This window comes from Shewanella sp. HN-41 (genome assembly GCF_000217915.1).
Classification (GTDB): domain Bacteria; phylum Pseudomonadota; class Gammaproteobacteria; order Enterobacterales; family Shewanellaceae; genus Shewanella.
Genome location: NZ_AFOZ01000024.1, coordinates 1 through 26,513 on the forward strand (window position 1 = coordinate 1; position 26,513 = coordinate 26,513).

The 26,513-nt window shown below is 46.0% G+C and carries 23 protein-coding genes, 3 tRNA genes and 1 pseudogene; 10 read left to right on the forward strand and 17 right to left on the reverse strand.

The features are described 5' to 3' along the window. Nucleotides 1-25: 25 nt before the first annotated feature. Together SOHN41_RS09460 and SOHN41_RS09465 are read right to left on the reverse strand one after the other, a co-directional pair. On the reverse strand, nt 26-649 hold the full coding sequence (locus tag SOHN41_RS09460; protein ID WP_007648226.1) for a DUF2987 domain-containing protein: 624 nt from the start codon (nt 647-649) through the stop codon (nt 26-28). Continuing rightward, complete coding sequence (locus SOHN41_RS09465) at nt 642-1,454, reverse strand: glucosaminidase domain-containing protein (RefSeq protein WP_037458678.1); 813 nt, start codon at nt 1,452-1,454, stop codon at nt 642-644. The genes SOHN41_RS09460 and SOHN41_RS09465 overlap by 8 nt, the downstream gene beginning before the upstream one ends. A gap of 370 nt (nt 1,455-1,824) precedes the next feature. On the opposite strand from SOHN41_RS09465, the gene SOHN41_RS09470 reads away from it, so the two are divergent. Continuing rightward, nucleotides 1,825-2,748 carry a YvcK family protein gene (locus SOHN41_RS09470; protein WP_007648230.1) on the forward strand — a complete coding sequence of 308 codons (924 nt, stop codon included), beginning with the start codon at nt 1,825-1,827 and terminating at the stop codon, nt 2,746-2,748. 73 nt (nt 2,749-2,821) lie between these two features. On the opposite strand, the gene SOHN41_RS09475 is transcribed toward SOHN41_RS09470, so the two are convergent. The 5 genes from SOHN41_RS09475 to SOHN41_RS09495 form a co-directional block, all read right to left on the reverse strand. After that, nucleotides 2,822-4,015, reverse strand: a complete 1,194-nt coding sequence (locus SOHN41_RS09475) for an amino acid aminotransferase (RefSeq protein WP_007648232.1) — start codon at nt 4,013-4,015, stop codon at nt 2,822-2,824. A gap of 295 nt (nt 4,016-4,310) precedes the next feature. After that, a tRNA-Leu gene (locus SOHN41_RS09480) sits at nt 4,311-4,397 on the reverse strand. Between the two features lie 49 nt (nt 4,398-4,446). Next, nucleotides 4,447-4,520 (reverse strand) — tRNA-Cys (locus SOHN41_RS09485). Nucleotides 4,521-4,541: 21 nt separating this feature from the next. Next, nucleotides 4,542-4,617: transfer RNA gene (locus SOHN41_RS09490), tRNA-Gly, on the reverse strand. Between the two features lie 319 nt (nt 4,618-4,936). Continuing rightward, nucleotides 4,937-6,370, reverse strand: coding sequence for a glyceraldehyde-3-phosphate dehydrogenase (locus tag SOHN41_RS09495; protein ID WP_007648234.1), 1,434 nt, complete (start codon nt 6,368-6,370; stop codon nt 4,937-4,939). A gap of 203 nt (nt 6,371-6,573) precedes the next feature. Here SOHN41_RS09495 and SOHN41_RS09500 point away from each other — a divergent pair, with 203 nt between their 5' ends. Together SOHN41_RS09500 and gap are read left to right on the forward strand one after the other, a co-directional pair. Then, nucleotides 6,574-7,458, forward strand: coding sequence for a DUF2989 domain-containing protein (locus SOHN41_RS09500; protein WP_037458664.1), 885 nt, complete (start codon nt 6,574-6,576; stop codon nt 7,456-7,458). Nucleotides 7,459-7,664: 206 nt separating this feature from the next. Next, a complete protein-coding gene (gene gap, locus SOHN41_RS09505) occupies nt 7,665-8,675 on the forward strand; it encodes a type I glyceraldehyde-3-phosphate dehydrogenase (protein WP_007648238.1) in 1,011 nt (336 codons plus the stop codon). Between the two features lie 89 nt (nt 8,676-8,764). Here gap and sodC read toward each other — a convergent pair whose 3' ends face one another. The 6 genes from sodC to astE form a co-directional block, all read right to left on the reverse strand. Continuing rightward, nucleotides 8,765-9,277: a superoxide dismutase family protein gene (gene sodC, locus SOHN41_RS09510; protein ID WP_007648240.1), complete on the reverse strand. Its 513-nt coding sequence runs from the start codon at nt 9,275-9,277 to the stop codon at nt 8,765-8,767. 306 nt (nt 9,278-9,583) lie between these two features. After that, entirely contained in the window at nt 9,584-10,666 is a 1,083-nt protein-coding gene (gene nadA / locus SOHN41_RS09515) for a quinolinate synthase NadA (protein WP_007648242.1), read from the reverse strand. A 133-nt stretch (nt 10,667-10,799) separates the two neighbouring features. After that, complete coding sequence (locus tag SOHN41_RS09520; protein WP_007648244.1) at nt 10,800-12,368, reverse strand: dihydrolipoyllysine-residue acetyltransferase; 1,569 nt, start codon at nt 12,366-12,368, stop codon at nt 10,800-10,802. A 9-nt stretch (nt 12,369-12,377) separates the two neighbouring features. Further along, entirely contained in the window at nt 12,378-13,355 is a 978-nt protein-coding gene (locus SOHN41_RS09525; RefSeq protein WP_007648246.1) for an alpha-ketoacid dehydrogenase subunit beta, read from the reverse strand. 3 nt (nt 13,356-13,358) lie between these two features. Next, nucleotides 13,359-14,537 (reverse strand): thiamine pyrophosphate-dependent dehydrogenase E1 component subunit alpha, encoded by a 1,179-nt coding sequence (locus SOHN41_RS09530; RefSeq protein WP_037458668.1) that lies wholly within the window; start codon nt 14,535-14,537, stop codon nt 13,359-13,361. A 162-nt stretch (nt 14,538-14,699) separates the two neighbouring features. Then, nucleotides 14,700-15,734, reverse strand: a complete 1,035-nt coding sequence (gene astE / locus SOHN41_RS09535; RefSeq protein ID WP_007648256.1) for a succinylglutamate desuccinylase — start codon at nt 15,732-15,734, stop codon at nt 14,700-14,702. 328 nt (nt 15,735-16,062) lie between these two features. On the opposite strand from astE, the gene msrA reads away from it, so the two are divergent. Next, a complete protein-coding gene (msrA, locus tag SOHN41_RS09540; protein WP_007648257.1) occupies nt 16,063-16,542 on the forward strand; it encodes a peptide-methionine (S)-S-oxide reductase MsrA in 480 nt (159 codons plus the stop codon). Between the two features lie 90 nt (nt 16,543-16,632). Here the strand turns inward: msrA and pgm are convergent, their stop codons facing one another. Both pgm and seqA read right to left on the reverse strand, forming a co-directional pair. Further along, nucleotides 16,633-18,285, reverse strand: a complete 1,653-nt coding sequence (gene pgm, locus SOHN41_RS09545) for a phosphoglucomutase (alpha-D-glucose-1,6-bisphosphate-dependent) (protein ID WP_007648258.1) — start codon at nt 18,283-18,285, stop codon at nt 16,633-16,635. A 68-nt stretch (nt 18,286-18,353) separates the two neighbouring features. Next, a complete protein-coding gene (seqA, locus tag SOHN41_RS09550; RefSeq protein ID WP_007648259.1) occupies nt 18,354-18,908 on the reverse strand; it encodes a replication initiation negative regulator SeqA in 555 nt (184 codons plus the stop codon). A gap of 296 nt (nt 18,909-19,204) precedes the next feature. Between seqA and SOHN41_RS09555 the strand changes: the two are divergent. The 6 genes and pseudogenes from SOHN41_RS09555 to efp all read left to right on the forward strand — a co-directional run bounded on the left by SOHN41_RS09555 (nt 19,205) and on the right by efp (nt 23,058). Next, nucleotides 19,205-19,980: pseudogene (locus SOHN41_RS09555) on the forward strand (alpha/beta fold hydrolase). 101 nt (nt 19,981-20,081) lie between these two features. Further along, nucleotides 20,082-20,303 carry a DUF2788 domain-containing protein gene (locus SOHN41_RS09560; protein ID WP_007648263.1) on the forward strand — a complete coding sequence of 74 codons (222 nt, stop codon included), beginning with the start codon at nt 20,082-20,084 and terminating at the stop codon, nt 20,301-20,303. A gap of 11 nt (nt 20,304-20,314) precedes the next feature. After that, nucleotides 20,315-20,587, forward strand: coding sequence for a LexA regulated protein (ybfE, locus tag SOHN41_RS09565; RefSeq protein ID WP_007648264.1), 273 nt, complete (start codon nt 20,315-20,317; stop codon nt 20,585-20,587). A 56-nt stretch (nt 20,588-20,643) separates the two neighbouring features. Further along, nucleotides 20,644-21,171: a flavodoxin FldA gene (fldA, locus tag SOHN41_RS09570; protein ID WP_007648266.1), complete on the forward strand. Its 528-nt coding sequence runs from the start codon at nt 20,644-20,646 to the stop codon at nt 21,169-21,171. A gap of 102 nt (nt 21,172-21,273) precedes the next feature. Continuing rightward, the gene (gene earP / locus SOHN41_RS09575) at nt 21,274-22,452 is read left to right on the forward strand and encodes an elongation factor P maturation arginine rhamnosyltransferase EarP (RefSeq protein WP_007648267.1); all 1,179 of its coding nucleotides are present in this window, start codon (nt 21,274-21,276) and stop codon (nt 22,450-22,452) included. Nucleotides 22,453-22,497: 45 nt separating this feature from the next. Next, complete coding sequence (gene efp, locus SOHN41_RS09580; protein WP_007648268.1) at nt 22,498-23,058, forward strand: elongation factor P; 561 nt, start codon at nt 22,498-22,500, stop codon at nt 23,056-23,058. A 143-nt stretch (nt 23,059-23,201) separates the two neighbouring features. On the opposite strand, the gene SOHN41_RS09585 is transcribed toward efp, so the two are convergent. Further along, complete coding sequence (locus SOHN41_RS09585; RefSeq protein ID WP_237703915.1) at nt 23,202-24,380, reverse strand: glutamine synthetase family protein; 1,179 nt, start codon at nt 24,378-24,380, stop codon at nt 23,202-23,204. A gap of 397 nt (nt 24,381-24,777) precedes the next feature. Beyond that, nucleotides 24,778-26,160, reverse strand: a complete 1,383-nt coding sequence (locus SOHN41_RS09590; RefSeq protein ID WP_007648270.1) for a Na+/H+ antiporter NhaC family protein — start codon at nt 26,158-26,160, stop codon at nt 24,778-24,780. Between the last annotated feature and the right edge of the window lie 353 nt (nt 26,161-26,513).

Sequence of the window (26,513 nt, forward strand, 5' to 3'; positions counted from 1 at the left end):
GGCATTTTTATTGTTCCTCAAAGCGCTATTTCACCCAGGGGCTTAATATCGTGGGTGGCTGGCTAAAGCGTAACGAATTCAACGAACCAAGCTCTACGGTGGTTAATTTAAAACTGCTTTTGACTTGCTGTTCACGTCCATCAACACTGACGCTGATGTCTCGCTCGGGACTAAACTCAAAATTCAGCCCTGCTATTGGCGCCCTAAAATAGCGCATGGGGAATCCTTGCATGGCGCCAAGCAAATTATCCATTTCTTCGACAAGTTGCTGCAACTGTGCTTTATCGTACTCTGTTAGGGTCCGTTTAGCACGGACCTGCATCGCAATCGCGCAGCCCTCGGCACTATCAGCAAAATTCAGATTAACCAAGGCCCGCTGATCCTTTAACTCATCATCAAAGGGGATAAATAACCGCTGAGCCGATGTATAGGTCAATGGCGTTGAAGTTTTTTCACTCGAAATAGTACCGCTTTGGATAATGCAATTTGATTGCATAGGGACACTGAACGCAACTTCAACGAGTTGATAACCGCCTTTATTAACCTGCTTTAATCTATCATAAAATCCTTTATATTCAAGGGATATTGTGGCTGAGTGTGCCATAGACGTCCACAAGCACAGCCCCGCTAACAAGCATTTTTTATACATCAAGCTTCACCAAGTATTTTTCATTGTGACGTAACATATCGAGCAGTTCATCGATATAAGCCTCTTGCCTTTCAGAATAATTCACTAATCCATAAATTAATTGATCAGCGGTGGGCTCTAGCTCCTGCGAACGTAAGTCGGCACGAATAGAACGAAATAATGCATAGGCAGTATTCGCATTCAAATTGCGCATATAAGACGACACTGAGGCATCTACCGAAGGAAAGACTTTGACTTCGTGGATTTTTCCTGAGCCACGGGAAGATGGCACAATGCCACAACCCTCGCTAAAGCACCATTCGCCAAAGAAATTAAAACCTTCTCGAGCGAAACGTGAACTCCCCCAACCCGACTCATTCGCAGCCTGAATCAGCACCATAGATTCTGGCACTATATCAACACGCTTGAGCAAGCTGTTCAGTGACTTAGTATCAATATTTCGTGCGGCATACTGATATTTATCAAAAAGTTGATTGAGCTGTGCTAGCTGTGTTTCCGATAAACTCTCACCATTCTCAATCAGCTTACCCATGTCGCTCACGAAATCACGCTCAGTCGTGATAATGGCATTTTGTTGTTGAATGATGGGTCTTAGGAAATCGAAAAAAGCTTTCTTCTTTTGAGCAATATCGTTTATAGCTGAGAAGTCAGGTACTTGAGTCACAGGATCGACTGAGTTTTCCAATTGGGCCACAATGGACACAGACTCATCAGCGGTCGGGATGAGCCAAATTCTCAGCGAAAATATTGCTAATATCACCATGGCTAACGCCAGTGTAAATGAACCTATTCTACCCGTTTTCAATAAGCCACCTTTGCTCTCAGTCTGTATTGGCAAAATAAACGCCAGATTATATGTCATATCTCGGATTTTACGAAATCGAGTGTTCTTGAGCCGATATTGATAAACGACATCAATAAAAGCATGGCAAGTCTGTCGTGAGCCGTCAGAAAAGTGCAAACTCCCATAGGTGGAATATTTAAGTCGAATTTTTAGTGCATGCATTTGACTGAGCTTTTATACTAAGGTTCCCATAACCGACAGAACCATTTAATGCATTTAGATGGCCATCGATTGGAACCGCCCCGCCTAAATTAGGTTTAAATAGCGCAATTTAGGTTTAGCGGATGGACAGACCAAGATTTTATCGGGTATTCAGGAAGGAGCAACCCATATGCAGCATCAGCTCTTAAATCAGTATAATCATGTTGTCGCCATAGGTGGAGGCCATGGTTTAGGCCGAGTTCTCTCATCACTCGATTTTCTAGGTAAGCGCCTCACTGGCATTGTCGCCACAACGGATAACGGTGGCTCAACTGGCAGATTAAGGGCGCAGCAGGATTGTATTGCTTGGGGCGATCTTCGTAATTGCCTATCACACCTTGCCTATCGCCCTTCTGTCGGCTCACAATTGTTTGAATATCGTTTCCAAGGTGACACTGAGTTGAGTGGCCATAATCTAGGAAACCTAATGCTGCTGGCACTCGATCAACTTTGTGTTAGACCACTCGAAGCGGTGGATCTTATTCGAAATCTGTTGAAAATAGAGACTCGGCTTATTCCGATGTCAGAACAGCCTACTCACTTGGTCGCCCTTCAAGCATGCGGTAGCAAGGTTTTTGGTGAAGTGAATGTCGATAACATGGCTGAAGCACCTATTGCACTGTGCCTTGAACCCATGGTAGACGCCACCTTTGAAGCCTGCGAAGCCATTCGCCAAGCCGATCTGATTATCTTAGGCCCTGGTAGCTTCTTGACCAGTATCATGCCACCCCTCCTATTGCCCCGTTTTGCAAAACGTGTGGCGGCATCGAAAGCGCCGGTGATCTTTATTGATAATCTCGATGAGGAATCATCCCCCGCAGCTCAATTTAGCCTTGAACAACGCATTGCTTGGTGCCATCAGGTAATTGGAAAGCCAGTGATCACTAAGGTGCTACGTCACGGGGAGCAGGTTCGTTTAGACACCTTAGTTAACTATTTTCCACTCAAAAACAGGCATAATCCCAATCTGCATGATCAAACGGGACTAAGGGATGCACTGAGTGCTGTGCTGCGAATAAAATCGGATTTAGGCCTACAATCCCTCGCCTGTTAATTGATCTTCAAAAATGTGAAAGGACAGCCTAGGCTGTCCTTTTCGTTATGGCGAATATCACCATGGCGATGGCTTAAAGTACTTGTGCAATAGCCTTGCAGATCACTGGCATGTTGGTTTTAGTCATACCAGCAACGCTAATGCGGCCAGATCCCACAATATAAACACCAAATTCATCCTTTAGGCGTGCAACTTGGGCTTTATTTAAGCCTGAGAAACTGAACATGCCATTTTGACGGGAAATAAAGCTAAAGTCCTGAGTCACGCCTTCGGCTTTTAAGCTGTCAACGAACAGAGTACGCATTTCTGCGATACGCTCACGCATCTCCGTCACTTCTTGTACCCACATGGCTTTCAATGTCGCATCACCCAGGATGGTGCTAACGATCAAGGCACCGTGGGCAGGTGGATTTGAATAATTTGCGCGAATGGTGCGTTTGACTTGACTAAATGCGCGTATGGCTGCATCGGTGTCCTCGGCAACCACAGTCACGGCACCGATACGTTCATTGTACAAACCAAAATTTTTAGAGAATGAGTTCGCCACTAATAGTTCAGGCACTTTAGCTGCGACTAAGCGTAAACCCGCAGCATCCTCTTCAATTCCACTACCAAAACCTTGATATGCAAAATCAAATAATGGGACCAGTTTTTTATCGGCAAAAAGCTGGGCAACGCTATCCCACTGCGCCAAGGTTAAATCGATACCGGTTGGATTATGACAGCAACCATGCAGCAGAATGATATCGCCCACTTCGGCATCGGCAAGATCCGTCATCATGGCATCAAAATCGATATCATGGGTGCTGGCATTGTAATAACCGTACTCTTTGACCGTTAATCCTGCGGTCTCAAAGATATTTTGATGGTTTGCCCAAGTGGGATTACTCACCCACACGGTACGGGATGGGGTGTTACGCAGTAAAAACTCGGCTGCGATACGTAATGCTCCCGTACCACCAGGCGCTTGGGCCGTTGCGGCACGACCCGATGTGGTCAGTGCACTGCCCGCACCAAACAGCAGTTCTTGTACTACGCGGTTATAGGCTTGTACGCCTTCAATCCCTAAGTAGTTTTTTGTCTTCTCTTGCTCGAGCAACAGTGCCTCAGCCTTTTTAACAGACTGTAATACGGGGGTCTGTCCTGCTTCGTCCTTATAAATCCCCACTCCGAGGTTGACTTTATCTTGGCGAGGATCAGCCTTAAAAGTGTCTGTTAAGCCAAGGATGGGATCGGCGGGTGCAAGTACTACCTGAGAGAAAATCATGACTACTTATCCTAAATATTCGCGTGTAGGGAAATTTCGGCTTATTTATACCACTCTCTTAGGAGGGGTAATAGCTCCTTATTCCCGATCTAAATGAAATTGTTTCACTATTATGGATTTATCAAAATAATTGGCAAATAGATGAGATATCTTCGGCGTGTATGGTGAATAGTTTTATAAATGTTATTTTTACTGCCTAGGTCACAATAGGATGACAGGAATGATCGTAGGAGAGATAAAAATAACATTGATTAAAGTAAAAAGGCCTAACAATTAAGTTAGGCCTTTCTAATTATGGTACCCGAGGCCAGACTTGAACTGGCACGCTGTTACCAGCGAGGGATTTTAAATCCCTTGTGTCTACCGATTCCACCACTCGGGCAAACTCTGTGTATTAACGACGGGAATTGTGTCATTAACACCTTAATCTATGGAGGCGCGACCCGGAGTCGAACCGAGATCGACGGATTTGCAATCCGCAGCATAGCCATTCTGCCATCGCGCCAATCTACCAAGCATTAAAATTTGGAGCGACATATCGGGTTCGAACCGATGACCTATACCTTGGCAAGGTATCGCTCTACCAACTGAGCTAATGTCGCCTTTTATGCCTGCATTCTCAGAGAAATAATCTAGTCGCTTTCCCTGACTGCGGATTGGCATTCTACCGATTTAGATCCCAGAGTCAATCAACAATTTTTAAAAAATGATCTTATCCGCATCGTTTGCCCAATAAACCACCATCACCCAACAAAGTTGCTGTTTCATTCATCAATTTAGGTTTTTGTAGATGATTACGCTAAATAAATAAGTGGTAGAACCTAATTGATTATTTAGTCTGTGTTAACTCACTACAAAAGAGCGCAAAACAAAAGCGCCCTATTGGGCGCTTTTGGCTCGAACAGAATCTATGCAGGTAAGTTACGCAGGTAGAGATAGCGTCGTTAAACCTAACATGGTTTGCATTACGCCAACCACTTGGCAACTGTAACCAAACTCATTGTCATACCACACGTAAAGAATCGCGCGCTTACCTTCAGCAATGGTTGCTTGCGAATCAACCACACCCGCGTAGCGAGAACCCACTAAATCGCTCGATACAATCTCAGTAGAGTCGGTGTAATCGATTTGATTTTGTAGCGGTGATTGTAGCGCGATATCTTTGAGGTATTCATTCAGTTCATCTTTATTGGTTTCAGCATTCAGATTCATGCTGATAATAGCCATAGAGACGTTGGGTGTTGGTACACGAATCGCATTACCAGTTAACTTGCCTGCTAATACAGGTAACGCTTTAGCAACGGCTTTCGCTGCACCTGTTTCGGTGATCACCATATTCAATGGTGCACTGCGGCCACGGCGGTCAGCGCTGTGATAGTTATCGATCAGGTTTTGATCGTTGGTATAAGAGTGGATAGTTTCTACGTGACCATTCTCGATACCGTACTTATCATTCACGGCTTTCAGTACAGGTGTAATGGCATTGGTGGTACAACTTGCCGCAGAAACGATAATATCTTCAGGTGTAATATCACCTTCGTTCACGCCGTAAACGATGTTCTTGATCGCGCCTTTTGCAGGAGCTGTCAGCAATACTTTGCTCGCACCAGGGCTCTTTAAGTGTAAGCCTAAGCCCGCTTCGTCTTTCCAAATACCCGTGTTATCTACAACAAGGGCATCAGTGATGCCGTATTTGGTGTAATCCACTTCATCTGGCGAGTTTGCGTAAATGACTTGGATATATGTACCGTTAGCGATGATGGCGTTGTTTTCTTCGTCAACTTCTACGGAGCCATTGAATGGACCATGGACTGAGTCACGACGCAGTAAGCTGGCGCGTTTTTCTAAATCGCCCTTCTTACCACCACGTAAGACGATAGCACGCAGTCTTAATTTGTTGCTGCGACCAGTGCGCTCAATCAGTAATCGCGCTAATAAACGTCCGATACGACCAAAGCCATAAAGTACTACATCACGAGGAGCAATGTCATCGGCATGGTCTACGGCATCAGCTAAGGCTTTTGCCATATAACTTTCGATTTCACTGGCATCGGTATGGTCACGCCAATAGTTAACGGCAAGCTTACCAATATCCACTTTGCATTGTTTAACGGCGAGTTTGCTTAAGGCTTGAACGAAGGGGAAACTCTCGCGTAAACGTAATTTTTCGCCCACATGGCGACGAACTAAACGGTGCGCTTTAATGATTTCAATAGTAGAAGCATTGAGTAACGGCTTACCATAAACCACTACTTCGACGCCCTGGTTACGGTACAACTTGCCCAACAAAGGCTGCATCGCCTCTGCCATTTCAAAACGTTCTTGCCAACTTTGTAGGTGTTTATCAGCGCTCATTTACAGATCCTTTATCTCACTTTTCAATAAAATGTACTGAAAGGTTTGAGTAACATGACGAAAAGACCAATAATCTTATATAGGTTTTAGGGAAAACCCTGTTTTGGTCGGCGCCATTGTAATGAAAAGCGTGCTTTCTTGCCAGTAAGATATTTTCCGTAAATCTGTAATTTTATTAGAAAAAATATCATTTGGAGAGTATTTTGAGACGAAATCTAGTAATAATTACATCATTTATGCTCGGGATGAGCTTTTTCGGTCTTTTAGGTTGTGATAATAGTCGAAATATCACAACGATTTGTAAAAATAATCCTGAAATTTGTGCCGATCTGCATAAAGATGGCTGGTGCATGAGGGAGAAAACCAAGCTCATTCAAAACCGCTTCGATTTAAAAGACAATCTCAATCCCACGGGAAAGCAGCTCTATCTGCAACTCACCTATCTTGAGGACTATAGCCGCTGTATCGAATTGGCCTCAGGGGTACAACATATCATCCACACCAATCGCACCGCAGACAGAGCAAGGGCATTTAGGCTCAGTACCCAAAATTTAAGCCTGTTGCAAGAACAGACACGCGAACGGCAAGATCCCTTTATGTCCTATTATCAATGGACTCGTTTTGGTGATACTGCGGCATTGAATCGATTGCTAGATCTAGAAAATACGGGTGAAGTTACCGATCCCTTTTTACTCGCCCAGGTGGCAACTTATTACAGCAATCGAAATGCCATTAAAGCGCAACAACTCTACCTTAAGGTTTTTGCAGAGATCCAATATGATGATTTCGACGTCAACTGGTTGCTTGGACTCGCTTCGACCTATCGTCAAACACAGGAACTGGAAAAAACTTATATGCTGACCAAGGCTAATTTACTACTTACGCAGCAGAAGTATTCTGAGGATAAAATGCTAGCCTTGATCGGTGGCAACAAAAGTTTGGCGGCAGAACTCGACAGCTATGCCGAGAATTTAATTGATTCGTTAAAGAATGGTAAATATCCAACTAGCACGGTGAGATATTGGCTCGAACCACAGGCTCAAGGCACAGCCAAGCCAGCCCTTGACGCCTCGGTCGACGAAAAATAGCCCAGTTTCTGAGTTGGCAAAATGTTTGCCATTTTGTAATTTTTTACCCAAAAAGACCGCTAAAAATAGTAAATTCGCGAGCGATGTAAAAAAACACCTAATTTGTTAACCAAATATAGGGGAAATTGCCGAATTAACTTGACGATAGCTGTCAGTTTGGTAATTTTACTACCAGTTGAATTTTATAATCACCAGAGGGATATGAGATGACTATCCGTGTAGCAATAAATGGCTATGGCCGTATCGGTAGAAACGTATTACGCGCCTTATATGAAAGCGAAAAAGCGTATCCAATTAAGATTGTCGCTATTAACGATTTAGGTGACGCTTCCATCAACGCTCACCTGACAAAATACGATTCTGTTCATGGTCGTTTCAATGCCAAAGTTGATCATGATGCCGAAGCCATTTATGTCAATGGCGATAAGATCCTGACTTTCCAAGAACGTGATCCTGCAAAATTGCCTTGGGGCGAGCTGCAGGTTGATGTGGTTTTCGAATGTACGGGTATCTTCACCTCTAAAGAAACTGTCCAACCCCATTTAACCGCTGGCGCGAAGAAAGTGATTATTTCTGCTCCAGGTAAAAATGTGGATGCCACCGTAGTTTACGGTGTGAACAACAATGTACTGACTTCAGACATGACTGTGATTTCAAATGCGTCATGTACCACTAACTGTTTAGCGCCTTTTGCTAAGCCGTTAAATGACGAGATTGGTATCGAATCAGGTTTGATGACTACCATTCACGCCTATACCAACGATCAACGTTTATCAGACGTGTACCACACAGATTTACGCCGTGCCCGTGCTGCGGCGCTGTCGATGATCCCAACGAAAACGGGCGCAGCTGCTGCCGTAGGTTTGGTTGTACCTGAATTACAAGGTAAATTCGACGGTTTAGCGGTACGTGTACCTACAGTTAACGTGTCTTTAGTGGATTTATCATTCATCGCTTCCCGTGATACTACGGTTGAAGAAGTGAATGCCATTATCGAACGTGCTGCCAGCGTTGCACCATTGAGCGAAGTATTAGCGGTCAACAAAGAGCCATTAGTGTCTATCGACTTTAACCACAATGCGTTTTCGTCAAACTTTGACGCCACGCAAACCCGTGTAAATGGTCGTTTAGTCAAAGTGATGTCTTGGTATGATAACGAGTGGGGATTCAGTAACCGTATGTTAGATAACGCGGTTGCCCTGATGAATGCGAAGTAATCTTATCGCGGTATAAAAAAGCCCCATAATTGGGGCTTTTTTATTGCTTTAATGACCAAGTCCGTAAGACTTACGAGTATTGCTAAGGATCAATTTATTATCCCGCAAGCGACCCGCGCACCACCACCGCCTAAGGCTGCAGGATGATCAGAATGATTATCTCCACCTGCATGGATCATTATCGCGTGGCCTTTTAGATCGCTCATTTTCAGCCGTGGAGCCAAGACCGCTTGAGTGGCAGAACCATTTGCATCGACATAAAGCGCGGGAAGATCACCAAGGTGCCCTTCCCCCCACGGCGTACCATGGGCATTAGTTGAAGCGGGATCATAATGGCCGCCTGCAGCACCCGCTGCCACCATTTTTCCGTCTTTTTCCTTCGGATCGCAACTCGCGTTTTGATGGACATGAAACCCATGTAATCCAGACATCAAACCATTCAAGGATGGGGTAAATACCACCCCATATTTAGATTCTGAAATAGTCACTTGACCGACACTTTCACCAACGCCTTTTTCACTAACAAGATTCATTGGCACGCTAACGTCAGCAAATGCACTGGCCGTTGACATTGAGGCAAGCAATAACACGATTTTTTTCATACCCTTCTCCATGGCTTAGTTCATTGCAAAGTTAAATTAACACCACGCAAGAAAGTTCACTATCTCCTGCGCTTAGCTATATCAAATTTAGATCAACAACTCAGAATAGGTAAGTAAAATAGATTTTATTTCTATGGATTGAAGAATCTATGTCTCTAATAAAGAAGAATTCCAAAGTGGAGTCATAGTGTTGAGCACGACTGATTCGTAGCTTATTACTTAGTATTGTGAGCCAAAAAACTAAAAATTAAATCCCCGCCAAATGGCAGGGATTTAATTTTTAGTGACATTAATGGAACACCTTGATTAAGCGTTGCCTTTAACCTTCATATTCAGCGTTTTGGCGAAATCCAGCATCCGTGTCAATGGAATAAGCGCCTTAACTCTTAAGTCTTCATCCACAAAGATTTCATGGGTGGTTTTATCGCTATCGCTAAGTGATGCTTCAATGGCTTTTAAGCCATTCATCGCCATCCAAGGGCAGTGGGCGCAGCTCTTACAGGTTGCGCCATTTCCACCCGTTGGCGCTTCGATTAAGGTTTTACCCGGCGCCGCCTGCTGCATCTTGTAGAAAATGCCGCGATCGGTCGCCACGATAAAACGCTCATTTGGCATAGTCTGCGCAGCTTTAATCAACTGACTGGTCGAGCCAATAGCATCGGCCATCGCCACTACACTGGCGGGTGATTCAGGGTGCACTAAGATAGCGGCGTCGGGGTAAACGCTTTTTAAATCCCGTAGTGCATTGGCTTTAAACTCGTCGTGAACGATACAATCGCCCTGCCACATCAACATGTCGGCGCCCGTCTGTTTGGCGATATAACTGCCTAGATGACGGTCTGGTCCCCAAATGATTTTTTTACCTTCACTGTCTAAGTGCTCAACGATTTCAAGGGCAATACTTGATGTTACTACCCAATCGGCGCGGGCTTTAACGGCCGCTGAGGTATTGGCGTATACCACTACGGTATGATCTGGGTGCGCATCACAGAAGGCGCTGAATTTATCGATGGGACAACCTAAGTCCAATGAACAGGTTGCCTCCAGAGTCGGCATCAGAATGGTTTTTTCAGGGCTTAAAATTTTAGCGGTTTCGCCCATAAATTTCACCCCAGCGACAATTAACGTCTTGGCGGGATGATCACGGCCAAAGCGCGCCATTTCGAGGGAGTCGGAAACACAACCACCGGTTTCTTCGGCAAGGGCTTGAATTTCAGGATCGGTATAGTAATGGGCAACCAATACCGCATCTTTTTCAATCAGCAACTGCTTGATACGTGCCTTGTAGTCCGCCTTTTGTGTATCAGACAAAGGCACAGGCTTAGGCGGAAACGGATAATCAATGGTCTCTATTGTTGGAGCAAATGGGCTGGGGGCTAACTGACTCATAACACATCCATCAGGATAACAACGTCCGGGAATTATACGTAATCGGGATCAAAAGATTAACCCATTTGTGCAAAGCAAATAAAAAAGGACGCCCTAAAGCATCCCTTTACTGTCAAATCCACGTGCCAGTGGCTTAGCGCATGGCTAATAGCATCTCTTGAGGCTGCTCAAGATACTGTTTCCACAAATTACAGAAACGAGCAATGGTGCCACCATCGATCACTCTATGGTCGCCAGACCAACTGACTTGCATAATTTGGCGGGCTTCGACTTCACCTTTCGCATTAAAACGTGGCAGAGTTTGCAACTTGCCTAAGGCCACAATCGCCACCTCAGGTTTGTTGATGATAGGTGTTGCCACTGTGCCACCTAAGGCCCCAATGTTAGAGATAGAAATCGTGCCATCTTTCAGATCCGCTGGCGCCACACGACCACTGCGGGCCGCTTGGGTCAGACGGGTAATCTCTGCCGCGACATCTAAAATGCTCTTGTCCTGCACATCTTTGATGTTGGGTACCAAGAGACCGACTTTAGAATCCACCGCCATGCCGATATTGTGACGCGCTTTGTAGGTCAACTCCGTACAATCGGCATTGACTTGGCTATTCATCACCGGAAATTGGGTTAATGCCAGCGACATAGCCTTCATAAAGAAAGGCATCATGGTCAGCTTCACTTCATCGGATGAATGCTTAACCTTCATACTTTCACGCAGTGCCACTAAGTCTGTTAAATCAAACTCTTCGCAATAGGTAAAGTGTGGGATGTTCGATACCGATTCCATCATCATGCGTGCCATAACAGCTTTTACGCCGCGAATAGGCTCGACAATATCCGCCTTCTGAGCTGCAGCCAAACTCGATCCCACTTGGGTTGGGGAAGTTGCTTGGCTTGGAACCGTGGCAGAAACCGGGCTATCGACGCTCCGTGTTTGGTAGCGAGTGATATCTTCTTTATACACACGGCCATGCTTACCACTGCCAGGTACATTGCTAAGGTCGATATCTAACGCCCGCGCCATACGGCGAACCGCAGGGCTTGCTAAGGCTTTACCTTGACGGACAGGTTCTGCACTCATAGCCTGCGCGGCTGGTGCCGCATTTGCCACAGTAACTGTATGTGCCGTTGCTGCAGGTGCAGATATCATCTGCTCAACTTCAATGGCATATAAAGGTGCATGCACCTTGGCTAACTGCCCCTTGCGATAATGCAGCTTGGCAATTTTACCCGCTTTAATGGCAGGTATTTGCACTAGGGCTTTATCTGTCATCACATCGGCAATCGGCTGATCCTCAACCACGGTATCGCCTTCCTGCACTAACCATTCGACCAGTTCACACTCCACAATGCCTTCACCAATATCGGGCAGTAGGAATTCTTCGATACTGGATGAACTCGCCACGGTTTGAACCGTTGCCGCAGGCATTGGGGTAGTATCAAGTGGTGCAGGAGCTGCCTCAGCGCCTTCAATTTGCACGGCATAGAGCGGTGCATGCACCTTAGCAATATCACCTTTCGCGTAATACAGCTTAGTCACCACGCCACCAAAGGGCGCGGGGATCTGCACTAGTGCTTTGTCTGTCATCACATCGGCTATCGGTTGGTCTTCAACTATGGTATCGCCTTCTTTAACCAGCCATTCAACGAGTTCACATTCAACAACGCCTTCACCAATGTCCGGCAAAATAAAATCTTTAATCATACCGGACTCCTAGAAGTTCACTGATGCTTTGATGGCTTCAAATGTCTTAAGCGCATCGGGCATATATTCTTTTTCATGGACGAGTGGATATGGTGTATCTAAACCACACACTCGGCTGATGGGCGACTCGAGATATAAGAAACACTCCTGTTGAATCGTTGCCGCAATTTCCCCCGCAAAGCCACCCGTCAGCGGCGCTTCGTGGTTGATAAGCAGTCGTCCCGTCTTTTTAACTGAATCGGCGATAGTATCTACATCCCAAGGTGCTAAAGTGCGAAGATCGATAACCTCACAGGAAATACCTTCTTTAGCCGCCATCTCGGCTGCCTTTTCAAGGATTTCCATCTGTGCGCCCCAAGCGACGAGAGTAATGTCTTTACCTTCACGAATTACTTCGGCCTTGCCCAGTTCGATTTCATAGTCACCTGAGGGCACTTCACCAACGGAGGCGCGGTACAAACGCTTAGGTTCAAAAAACACCACAGGGTTTTTATCGCGAATTGACGCCAATAGTAAACCTTTGGCTTGCTCAGGATTACGGGGCACCACCACTTTTAAGCCTGGGGTTTGGGTAAAATACGCTTCAGGTGACTGGGAGTGATAATGACCACCGGCAATACCGCCACCGTAGGGTGTACGGAACACTAAACTGCCCACATTGAACTCATTACCGCTGCGGTAACGGAACTTGGCGGCTTCGTTAACGATTTGATCAAACGCCGGAAAGATATAATCGGCAAATTGGATCTCGGCCACGGCTGTCATGCCATTTGAGGCTAAACCGTTAGCAAAACCTGCAATACCTTGCTCTGTCAGCGGCGTGTTAAAGCAACGATCACGGCCAAATTTCTCTTGAAGCCCCGAAGTTGCACGAAATACACCACCAAAGTGGCCAACGTCTTCGCCAAACACTACCATGCGCTCATCGGCTTGCATGGCGATAGATAAGGCCTCATTGACGGCCTGTAACATATTCATTTCTGCCACGGCTTATAGCCTCCCTGCGCTTTTGGGATAGGATTGCGGATATTTTTTGATGTGTTCTTTAAGCTCGCTGAGCTGTTTTTTCAGTGCAGGCGTTGGTTTGTCGTACACATCTTCAATAATTTCATCCAGCATAGGCACTGGGAGTTTTTCAGCTACTTTTACCGCAGCTAGGACTTCCTCACGGTATTGCTCATGCAATTTCACATCATCTGCTTCGGCTAACCAACCTTTATTGATGAGCCATAGCTTAAAACGTTTCACCGGATCATGTTGTTGCCACTTAGCTTCTTCATCTTTAGAACGATAGCCAGACGGATCGTCTGAAGAAGAGTGAGCACCGAGACGATAGGTCATCGCTTCAATCAGTACTGGCGCATTATGCTCAATCGCATAGGCGCGAGCCTGTTGGGTTGCGGCTAATACGGCCAACATATCGTTACCGTCAACCCGAATGGTGTGCATACCATAACCCACCCCACGACTCGCGATACCGTTGCCAGCAAACTGCTCTTCGGTTGGAGTTGAAATGGCGTAGCCATTGTTACGACAGAAGAAAATCACTGGGCATTTTAATACTGCCGCCATGTTGAGACCCGCATGGAAGTCCCCTTCTGACGCCGCGCCTTCGCCGAAATAACAGACGGCGACATTACGCTTGCCCTGCATTTTCAGGCTGTAACCAACGCCTGTCGCCTGTGGGATTTGCGTCGCCAGTGGCGATGAAATCGTTTGATAGTGCAATGCTGCACTACCGTAATGGATCGGCATTTGACGACCTTTACCTAGGTCTTTCTCATTACTGAACATTTGGTTCATAAACTGTTCAGTCGTAAAACCGCGGTAACGCAGCGCCGCATGTTCGCGATATTGCGCGAGGATAACATCCTCTTGATCGAGTGCTGCAACACTGCCAACAATCGCCGCCTCTTCGCCCGTACACGTCATGTAGAAGCTGATGCGCCCTTGACGTTGAGCGCCTAACATACGTTCATCGAGTACCCGAGTGAACACACAGGTATCATAAATTTTGGTGGCTAGGGCTTCATCTATTACAGGCAAAACCGCGGTTTCATAGGTAGTGCCATCTGCTTGTAGAATTCTCAGGATAGGAATGTGAAGCGATGCCTTATCCAAGAAGCCGACACGGTGCACTGTATCAGTGTTGAGTGTTGCTTTGCTCATATTGTGCTCTTGTTATCTCGTTACGTCGCAAAAGAGTTGCGGCGCCTAATTTATACGAATATGCCGGACGAACATTACGTTAACGTAAACTACCTATCAACCGTTGGCACAGTCCGAACCGCAAGTTATCCCCGGATTGTATGTATATATTGCTTTACAACCTTAGCGAACGTTCGGATTGACTGCGGGGATCAGGCAAATCACCGTTCTATTACCAATAGGCACCTTAGCGTTGGGAAATACTATGGCTTCAAATTCTTGTTCTACTTTGATTTCTTGCCCACCTTCCCGCGCAAGCACAAAGCCCCTAGGGAAAGATCTGAAATTTTCGACATCGGTGGCAAAGGTAAATTCAAAATCATCATAGTGTTTGTTAATCACTCGGCAAACTTGGTACAAGTTCACCTTATTGGCATCAAATTCAACCAACTCTAACGGCTTAGCAGTGATCAAGCGCATAAACATCTCTTGGGCGGCAATAAAACGCGTCATGTCGTTTTGTCCCATGGGATAGACCTTGCCTAGCTCAATGGTAAAAGCATCGGCGCCGTATTGCTCCGAGGAGAAGTAGCTAAAAGTGGTGGTCGGTTCATGGTGAAACAGCACTGTATCTACGCCACTTGCCGCTAAAAACATGATTTGCTCACCGCTATAGGCGCGGCCCGGCCGATAGGGATAGATAGCGAACTTTTCATGCTTCGAGGCACGCATCGCCGTGTGTAAGTCGTAGTGAATGCGATGCCGACCTTCTGCCGCAGCGGTAAAAAAACGGTCCACATAGGCTTCAAGCTTTTTCGCCCGCACCCGTTCTGGATTGACTAAACCCGGCGGATTGGAATGCTCACCGCTGAATAGACGATTCATATTTTCGTCGATAATGCGGGTGCCATTGTTGATCGCTAATGGGTTACCGATAAGAAATAGCGTACGTTGCTTAGCGATGATTTTTTGCTGGAGAAGCTGTTTGATTAAGGAATTACAGAGTTCGATCGGGGCAGTTTCATTACCATGGACACCGCAGGAGAGGATAATATCTTTACCTTCGTTTTGGACAGGCTCAAAGACTATCACCCCCGTATCCCATACTTCCACTCGGGTATGCTCCCCAAGCATAAAGCTGAATTCATCCCCGAGGTGCTCGGGATTGGCAAGGGTCAAGGCTAAAAAATCCTTTGAATCTAACAGAGCTTGTAACACAGAATTCTCCTTATAATGGTGTGCTAAAGGTCAGTATCGAGTTCAATAAAACTCAGTATCAAGAGCAATAAAACAGTGCATGACGGCAATCGGCTGTACTCACCTTTAAAAGCGCATCAATACTAACACAAGTTTTTAGGGCGTATCTCGGTCATTCTGGTCGTACAACTGAATTTTGCTGTAAAAACCGAGGCTAACCCTGTTGATAAACAAAGCGCAGCGGGAGGTGGTCGCGGTCCGCATGGAATATATTTTCATTCCGATACTTGCTTTTATGCAGGAGATTTATCACAATCCTTAGCCATCTAGACTTCTATTGGATTTAATTATGGCGTTAGCAACCTTCGGTGCCGGCTGTTTCTGGGGCGTAGAATATTTTTTTCGACAAGTGAATGGCGTATTGAATGCCACTTGCGGATACATGGGCGGCAATAACGCCGCGACCACCTATGAAGAAGTCAAGAAAGGTAAAACTGGCCATGCCGAAGTCGTGCAAGTGGAGTTTGATCCGGCCCTTGTCAGTTATGAAGAATTACTCGATGTGTTTTGGAAAAACCACAATCCAACTAGCCTGAACATGCAAGGTGGCGATATAGGCACCCAGTATCGCAGTACGATTTTCTTCCATGACCGTGAGCAAAAAGCCATTGCCGAGGCGTCAAAACTCGCTTTTGCCCGTTCCGGCCGTTGGGGATTGCGCCATATAGTGACAGAGATAGTGCCACTACAGCAATTCCATGTGGCCGAGGAATACCATCAAAACTATATCGATAAGAACAACTTACCGAGTTGTCATATCGAGTATTAAGCCGAGTTTGGCAAAACTAAAACAAAAACGCACTCAATCTTAGGTCGATAAAGAATTGAGTGCTTTTTTTTATGGCAAAGCAGTCAGGATTTACGCGCTAAGGGCCTTATCAATTAATGCCTGTGCATCCTTAATGATCTCGGCAAGATGCTGCTCGCTGATAAAGCTCTCACCGTAGATCTTAAATAAGGCTTCGGTGCCCGATGGGCGCGCAGCGAACCAACCATTAGCCGTAGTCACTTTAATGCCGCCAATCGATGCATTGTTACCCGGTGCATGGGTCAATACCGCTTCAATCTGTTCACCCGCCAACTCAGTTGCATTTAAGGTATCGGCATTGAGTTTGGCAAATTTGGCTTTATTTTCGAGGCTAATCGGGCTATCAATGCGCTTATAGAAGCTTTGACCGAACTGAGCGACCAGCTCCTGATGACGTTGTCCCGGTGTTTTACCTGTAACCGCAAGCATTTCTGCTGCAAGCAGTACCAAAATAAAACCGTCTTTGTCGGTACACCAAGTCGTGCCATCACGGCGCAGGAAGGCGGCGCCTGCGCTCTCTTCTCCGCCAAAGGCGATGGTGGCATCGGCTAAACCATCGACAAACCACTTAAAGCCAACGGGCACTTCGAGCAATTTCTTACCGTGGAAGGCGCAGATTTTATCGATAAGCGCGCTCGATACCAGCGTTTTTCCAATGGCTAAGCTATCACTCCACTCGGATCTGTGGGTCAGTAAGTAATCGATAGCGACCGCGAGATAATGATTCGGGTCCATTAGACCTGTACCAGGGCAAACGATACCGTGTCTGTCATAGTCGGGGTCATTACCCACGCATAAATCGAAGGAGTCCTTATGGGCGAGCAAACCAGCCATCGCATAGGGAGATGAGCAATCCATGCGGATTTTCCCGTCTTTATCCAGTGGCATAAAGCTAAAACTCGGGTCGACTCTGTCATTAACTAATGTGATATCAATACCATAGTGTTGAGCAATCGGCCCCCAATAATGGATACCCGAGCCACCTAATGGATCGACACCTAGCCTAAGATTTGCATTAGCAATGGCTTGCATATCAATCACATTTTCTAAATCAGCCACGTAGGGAGTGATTAAATCGATGGCATGCACATAGCCCGAAGTCAGTGCATCGGCATAGGCGATTTTATTCACCCCCTTAAGCTGGGCGCGTAGATAATCATTGGCACGCGTTTCAATCCACGCGGTGATATTGCCTTCTGCAGGACCACCATGGGGAGGATTATATTTGATCCCACCGTCCTGCGGCGGATTATGGGACGGGGTAATGATCAGACCATCACTTTGGGCTGTACCATTGATATTTGCCTCACGATTAGCGCAAATGACCGCATGGGAAACCACAGGTGTCGGCGTAAAACCATCGTGTTGTTGAATACGCACTGTCACTTTATTTGCGGCCAAGACTTCAATCGCAGAGACGTAAGCGGCGTAGGATAAGGCATGGGTATCTATGCCAAGGAACAATGGCCCATCGATATTCACCGATTGGCGATAATCCACCACAGCTTGGGTAATGGCCAAGATATGATCTTGGTTAAAACTCCCCAGAAAAGCACTGCCACGGTGGCCAGAAGTGCCAAAGGTCACCCGTTGGCCGGCATCATCCACATTGGGTTTGATGCTGTAATAATGGCTCATCAGTTTTGGAATATTCACCAGATCCGTCTGATTTGCAGTTTGTCCTGCCCGTTGATGTATTGCCACCTATCCTCTCCTACTGGAAAATCGGTTAAATAGTTTGAAATGCCGTATGGTTGCGGCGTGGATAAATCTTATACGCGTTCGGCGATAGTGCTGGCGACCTGAGCATCGCAACCAAACTGCGCTAACACTTCCGATAAAATAGCGCGTTTTTTCGCGGTATTATTGTTTGTGGTCACCCAGAAGCCGCTGCTGCCGATTTCCTTCGGGTTCGCCGAAGGGCTCGCCTGCAGTAATTCTTCACGTGAACGCGCAAAATAGAGGCGATCGCGGCCTTGGATCAGCAGGATCTGTGAAAAGGATTCTTGGCTTTGCTGATATAAACTCTCGAGCAAAAATAAGAAACGCCCAACAGCCCCTTTTTGTAATGATAATCTGTGCTCATCGACTAACTGGTTAAAATCAGCGGCAGACACGAGCGTTGCTTGAACAGGTAATACAATTTGCGACTCAGGCTGCGCGGCTTCTAAACTTGGCTGACTAATAGCCTGTGGCTCGGTTTGCTCAACCGTATTGACGGACAGGCCGAGTAATCGACGAAGAATGTCAGAGGCGCTCTCACCAATGCGTTCTGTTTTGCTGGCAATATGACGATAGAGCTCTTCATCCACTTCGATATATTTCATAACCTTATTATCCTTTGTTATTCGATAGGCAAAACCGAAAAAATGTACTACGGACGAACCTAGTAAAAGGATCGTTGCGATCGCCTCCCAGTGTATCTATCTCTATCAATCTGATAAAGCATCATTAATCTAAAAATGCGTGAAATTGCACATCAAATTATCACAAGGTGGGTAATCGCTGAAAAAGCAGCCAAGTTCAGCGTTGTCCTAGGGCAAAAACCGCGGCACTCTTGTCAAACTAAACGTATTAAGGGCACAATCCGCAAAACTTTTTGCACCACAGCACAGGTAAATCCATGAATTTTGTAACCTCAGGTCAAGGAGAAGCCGTTCTCCTTATCCATGGACTATTCGGCAATTTAGATAATCTTAAGAGCTTAGGCCAAGTCCTCGAAGCTAATCATCAGGTTATCCGCATCGATGTACCGAACCACGGCTTGAGTGAGCATTGGACGCAGATGGATTACCCAAGCTTAGCTAAGGCCATGGTGGCATTGTTAGACAAACTCAAGCTTGAGCGAGTGCATATTGTCGGCCATTCCATGGGGGGCAAGATTGCCATGGCAACCGCCCTTGCCTATCCCGAACGTATTATCAGCCTCGTCGCTGCCGATATTGCGCCTGTGGCCTATCAACCTGACATGATCTGGTGTTTGCTGCCTTAGAAAGTCTGCCACTCGAAGGCCATACCGACCGTCGCTTCGCCCTTGCTCACTTAATCGCGGGCGGCATAGATGAAGCCACGGCCCAATTTCTCCTTAAAAACCTGCAACGAACTGAAACAGGCTTTCGCTGGAAAATGAACTTAAGCGGCTTGAAAGCCTGCTATCCCAATATCATCGGCTGGCATAACCAGCCCGGCGCATTAGAGCAAGTCTATACTGGCCCTACCCTTTTTATCCGTGGTGGTGATTCAAACTATGTGACCGCTGAGCACCGTGAAGAGATTATGCGCCAATTCCCTGCGGTACAGGCTAAAACCTTAGAAGGTTGTGGCCATTGGTTACATGCGCAAAAACCGGCCATATTTAACCGAATTGTGTCTGAATTTATTGACAAACAGGCAATGTAAATGACGAGGATCCATGACCTAAATCATATAGCAGCCGCCATCTTGATGTGATATATTCGCGCCTCTTTTAGCCTTAGAAGACTCTAGAGGACTAAGAAAGTATGTTATCTCAGTACATGGAACAAATTGAAACCATTGGTCTGAACCTGTTTTTTGCAGCGATATTTTTCTTTATCGGCATGGCCATCCATGATGTGCTCAAACAGGGTAATGTGCCTAAATTTGGTCGATTTATTGTTTGGTTAGTGTTATTTCTCGGCTGCGCCGGGTTTATTGCAAAAGGTATTATCCAGATGTCCTGGGAAGGTTCAGGGATCGGTTAAATAACAAGAACATGGCAAAAGAAGCAACAGACAGAACCACCATTGACCTTTTTGCCAATGAAAAGCGCCGGGGCCGACCACGTAGCAATCCTTTGTCCCGTAGCCAACAGCTCAAGGTCAATAAGCGCAACCAGATCCAGCGGGATAAAGCCAAAGGATTAAAGCGAATAGAGTTAAAGGTGTCACAAGATTTGTATGACGCCTTGAATGAGCAGGCATTGGCCAGTAACATCAGCCGTAGCCAGTTAATCGAATTCATTCTTCAGCAACAAATTGAATGTTGAACAATCGATAGCAGCAAGATTAACATATAAGTGAACTAGATATTAAAGGGTAGACAATGGCAACTGTAGGTCTTTTTTTCGGTAGCGACACAGGCAACACCGAAGCTGTCGCCAAGATGATCCAGAAAAAACTGGGTAAAAAAATGGTTGAGGTGAAAGATATCGCCAAGAGCACCAAAGAACAGATCGCAGAATATGACCTGCTGCTGTTCGGGATCCCAACCTGGTATTACGGCGAAGCCCAATGCGACTGGGATGATTTTTTCCCAGAGCTTGAGCAAATCGATTTCACCGACAAACTTGTCGCCATTTTTGGTTGTGGAGACCAAGAAGACTACGCCGAGTATTTCCTTGATGCCATGGGCATGGTAGGTGATATCGTTCAGGCGCGTGGTGGCATTATCATCGGCCATTGGCCAACGGCCGGATACAACTTCGAAGCCTCTAAGGGCCAAGTCGATGACGACCATTTTATCGGTTTAGGGATTGATGAAGACCGCCAACCAGAATTGACCGAAGAACGTGTCGATGCTTGGGTTAAGCAAATTTACGAAGAAATGTGCTTATCTGAATTAGAAGATTAATTTGGCTAGCCATTCGATGAAAGCGGCCTTGACGCCGCTTTTTTTATGCATAGACATCGACAATCAACTCGTTTCACCCTTGAATAACGACATACCATAATCATGATCAACACGCCCCGCTCCAACCACTGGGATATCTTTTGCACCGTCGTCGATAACTACGGCGATATTGGCGTCACTTGGCGTTTAGCCAAGCAGATAGCCAGTGAGTATCAGATCCCCGTCAATTTGTGGGTCGACGATCTCGCTAGCTTCTCGCATATATTACCGACACTCGATCCGCTCAAGACTGTGCAAACTTTTAGTGGCGTGAATATTTTTCATTGGACTAAGCCTTTACCTATAGCGTTTACTGCCGGTTCTGTGCTCATAGAAGCCTTTGCCTGTGAATTACCTGAACAGGTAAAAAATCAACTGATGCATATGCATCAAGTAGATCCCAAATCTGTGCCTATCTGGTTGAATTTAGAGTATTTAAGTGCCGAGGATTGGGTAGAAGGTTGCCATGGTTTGCCATCGTTACAGGCCAGTGGTTTGAAAAAGTATTTCTACTTTCCTGGTTTTAGTGCCAAAACGGGTGGACTCATCTGCGAGCAAGATTTGTTTGCCGAGCGCGATGCTTGGCAAGCCGACACGGCCAATAAGTTACAGCTTTTTAGTCAGCTAGGTCTTAAGGGGATTGAGGCTCAAGATACTGTGATTAGCATCTTTAGCTATGAGACCGAGGCACTGCCCGCGTTATGCGAGTTATGGCAGCAATCGGCCGAGAAAATCCATGCGCTGATCCCCAAGGGTCGCAGCCTAAACAGTCTGACGCATTTACTGCCCTGTGATATTGCCGCTCTAGTGCCGGGTCAGCAGATAAATCATAGCAATTTAACCTTGCATATTTTACCCATGACAGACCAACAGGGGTTTGATCGCCTGCTGTGGAGCTGTGATTTTAATATTGTGCGTGGTGAAGATTCCTTTTTACGCGCCCAATGGGCCGCAAAACCCTTCATTTGGCACATTTATCCCCAAGAAGATGATTATCACCTCGTAAAATTAGAAGCTTTTCTCAAACTTTACTGCGATAATCTGCCACCTAAAATTGCTTGTTATTGGTCTGAATTGAATCTTGCGTTCAACCAAGCACAGCAATCAGCCGTGAGCCTTCACTGGCAAAACCTTAATCCTGTTAATTTGCCCTTGTTGCACCATGCTAAACAATGGCCAATTAATGCATTAAATGCTGCAGATCTCGCTACTCGACTAGTCCAGTTCGTTAAAAACAGCTAAGATACTGCGCGAAAACAGAAAAATCTAAATATAGGAAATAGTGTAATGAAAACTGCTCATGAAATCCGTCCTGGTAACGTGATCATGTTAGATGGCAGCCCATGGGTTGTGCAGAAAACTGAAACAACTCGTTCTGGCCGTAACGCTGCTATCGTTAAGTTAAAGTTGAAAAACTTACTGCTTAACTCTGGTACTGAAACGACTTTCAAAGGTGAAGATAAGTTAGAAGACATCATCCTAGATCGTCTTGATTGTACTTATTCATACTTTGCTGATCCTATGTTTGTATTCATGGATGCTGAATACAACCAATACGACGTAGAAGCTGAAAACCTAGGTGATGCAGCGGCTTATATCGTTGACGGTATGGAAGAAACTTGCCAAGTGACTTTCTACGACGGTAAAGCAATCTCCGTTGAAATGCCAACCACTATCGTACGTGAAGTAACCTACACTGAGCCTTCTGCTCGTGGCGATACTTCAGGTAAAGTGATGAAGCCAGCCACTATCACTGGCGGCGGCACTATCAGCGTTGCTGACTTCGTAAAAGTAGGCGACAAGATTGAAATCGACACTCGTACTGGCGAATTCAAGAAGCGCGTCTAATCGCCCTTCCCGTTTCCAGACGAAGAAAAGCCAGTGCAAGCACTGGCTTTTTTGTCGCTGTTTTTTAGTCGCGTGATTTGTGGGATGTCGAGTCACTCAAGGGAATAGACGTTATCCAGCAACATCCCCTCATTAAATAAGTGCTAACATTGCGGCCCTAAGAAACGTCGCTCCCATGCGCCTATCTCACTCAAATAACTTTGAAACTCGATTTCCTTCACCGACACAAAACCCGTGATAAAATCATCCCCGAGTAAGCGCCTTGCCGAATCACTTTGGCGCATTTGCGTTAATGCAGCGAGAAATGTCTGCGCTAAGTCATGGCTGCTATCATAGGCACTAGCGGTTTCTGGCGCGCTTGGGGATAGTTTTTCTTCCATTCCCGCAAGTCCCGCAGCCAAAGATGCCGCAATCATCAAATAGGGATTAGCATCGGCGCCCGCAATACGATTCTCAACCCGTCTCGCCACTGGCGCACTCAATGGCACACGTAAGCCAGTGGTGCGGTTATCAACGCCCCAGCTTAAATTAATCGGCGCTTGGCTACCGGAAATATATCGCCTAAAAGAATTGATATTGGGTGCAAATAACAACATCAAATCAGGCAAATACTTCTGTAATCCTCCGATGTAATGGTGGAAACGTTCACTATCGCTGCCATCCTCATGGCTGAATATATTTTTGCCTTCTGAGTCCACGACACTTTGATGTAAATGCATAGAACTGCCGGGTTGGCCCGCTATGGGTTTAGCCATAAAAATCGCATTCAAGCCATGTTTAATGGCGATTTCTTTCGCCGCATATTTAAACATAAAGGCCTGATCTGCTAAGGCCAGTGGATCACCATGCACTAAATTAATCTCATACTGCGATAGCCCCATCTCATGGATCCAAGTATCTCCCTTGATCCCCATCGCATCGATGGCGGCATTAAACTCATCCCAAAATGGTGCTAGTTCATTGATCATATTCATGCTAAACGCAGATTGCCCATTTTCAGCACGACCACTTTTCGAAATGGGCGCCTGATACGGAACGCTCGGATCGGTATTTGCCTCCATCAGATAAAATTCAATCTCGGGGGCGACAACAGGCGTGAGTCCAAGGGTTTGGTAACGGGCCAATACATTTTTTAAAATGGAACGCGGCGCAAATGGACATAAACTGCCATCGAGCAACACACAGTCATGGATAGCAAATGCCCGCGGTACTGTGCTCCACGGGATCATTTTTAGGGTACTGTAATCGGGGACGAGTAACAGATCAGGATCGGCATCGGGAAAGATGGGATCGTAGGAATACTCACCGGTAATGGCCTGCATCGAAATCGCTTGGGCAATGCGCAGCTCTGCCCCCCTGAGCAAAGCTTCGGGCTGGCATCAGCTTCCCCCTCGGATAACCAGAAATATCAGGGAATAAACATTCGACATCACGTATTGTACCGTGCTGGAAAAACGCAGTAAGAAGGGTTGAGTCCATTTGATCCGTTGGCCGCTAATGTTGAAAATAACACCATGAAGGACGCAGAGTATAATCAGGCTTGCTGTTGAAAAGCTATATAGTTAATACAAAAACGTAAAATATAAATGACAAGCTCGTAAAATATAATTTAGCAATAACAAAGTCAGCTTAACTCTCTTGACGCTGTGGTATTTATCGCAAGCATAAAAAAACCAGCCTAATCAGCTGGTTTTTCAAATTAATCGCGCTTGTATTTGGTTAGGCAATCACAATAAAGCCGATAAACGCAAACACTGCAGCAATAAGTGCATAGGGCAACTGAGTCACGGCATGGCTCACTAAGTTACAACCTGAGCCCTGCGCCGCCAAAACCGTTGAATCAGAGTAGAAGCACGCTTGGCTACCAAATGATGATGCCGACAACAAGGCACCAATCACTAACGGGATATCCGCTCCAACCGATTGCGCCAGTGGCATCACGATTGGAATGGTCACCGCAAAAATCCCCCAACTCGAACCCGTGGCAAACGCGAGGATCGCCATGGATAAAAACACCACTGCGGGTAGCAATTTAGGCGTCATAAAGGGGCTTAGGGAGTCAATCACGTACTGTGGTAGCAATAACTGATCGCACACATCTTTAAAGACAAACGCGGCAATCACAGTCCCAATGGCAGGTAACATGCTCTTAAAACCATCGATCATCTGATCCATCATCTCTGACAATGGCATCAAACGCTGCACCGCATAATAAGGCAGAGTAATAACCAGTGTCGCTAGCAAGCCTTTCCACACGTCGATATCAAAATAAACGGTAAAGGCAACAAGTAACAGGATTGGCACGAGAAAGTTATGCAATTGGCCTTGATTGTCGGCATGCTTAAATTCTTCTTCAATCGCTTTAACCGCATATTCATCGGAGGTCTGTACTTGATCAAAATCCACCTGTGCCTGTGCAGGCTCACCTTGAGCCGCACGTAACTGTGCAGTTTTCATCGGGCCAATAGCAGGTACTATGCCTAATGCCACAAGTAGCACCATAGCCACGGCTAACCAAGCATAAAGCATGTAAGGAATAGCCTGCATGTAGACTGCAATGCCCTGACCTTCCGCTGCCACTCCGTTATCGACCAGTAAGCCTCCAAAGAATACCGCCCAAGTCGATAAGGGCACGAGTACGCACACAGGTGCCGCAGTCGAATCGACAACATAGGCGAGCATTTCACGGGACACTTTAAACTTATCTGTGACACGCTTCATGGTTTCACCCACGGTCAGCGCATTGAGATAATCATCGATAAAAATCACGATCCCGAGGATAAAGGTCATAAACAGGGAAGATTTAGGCCCTTTGGCAAATTTCAGCGCATTACGGCCAAAGGCCAGTGCACCGCCTGTACGCACTAAAAGTGCGATTAAGGCACCAAAACAACCACAGACTAAAATCAGCCAACCAATGGTTTCATCGGCCATGACTTTTAATGAGACACTGGCAAAATTATTTAAGACTTGGACAGGATCGAGTAACAGAAAACCCGTTACCGCGCCGATGATCAGGGACAAAATGGGGCGGCGTAACCAAATAGCTAGCACCAAGACCACCAAAGGTGGAATAAGACTTAACGCTGTCGGTTCAGACATGCACTTAGGTCCTCTAAATAAGTCGCCTAAAAGGCAAAAGTTTTTAGAACAGCGCCTGAAATCACCTCGATACAGAGCGCCAACACAGCTGCTTCATGATGACCCTGCTGATAAAACCCGCTAAAAGCTTGCTATCTGAGGTGCCTTGCCAAAAACATCGCGCAGAAAATAAAGCGCATCGAATATTGAGTCAACTATAAATTTATTCTGAGGCGAAATAATTTCATCCTTCACTCAAAATAAAATAATAACACTATGATATATAACATATTTGATCAATATCAATGAAAAACCTCCTTGGTAGAAAATGCTTAATAAGCATTCAGTTAATTTGCCTAATTATTAATATAGAC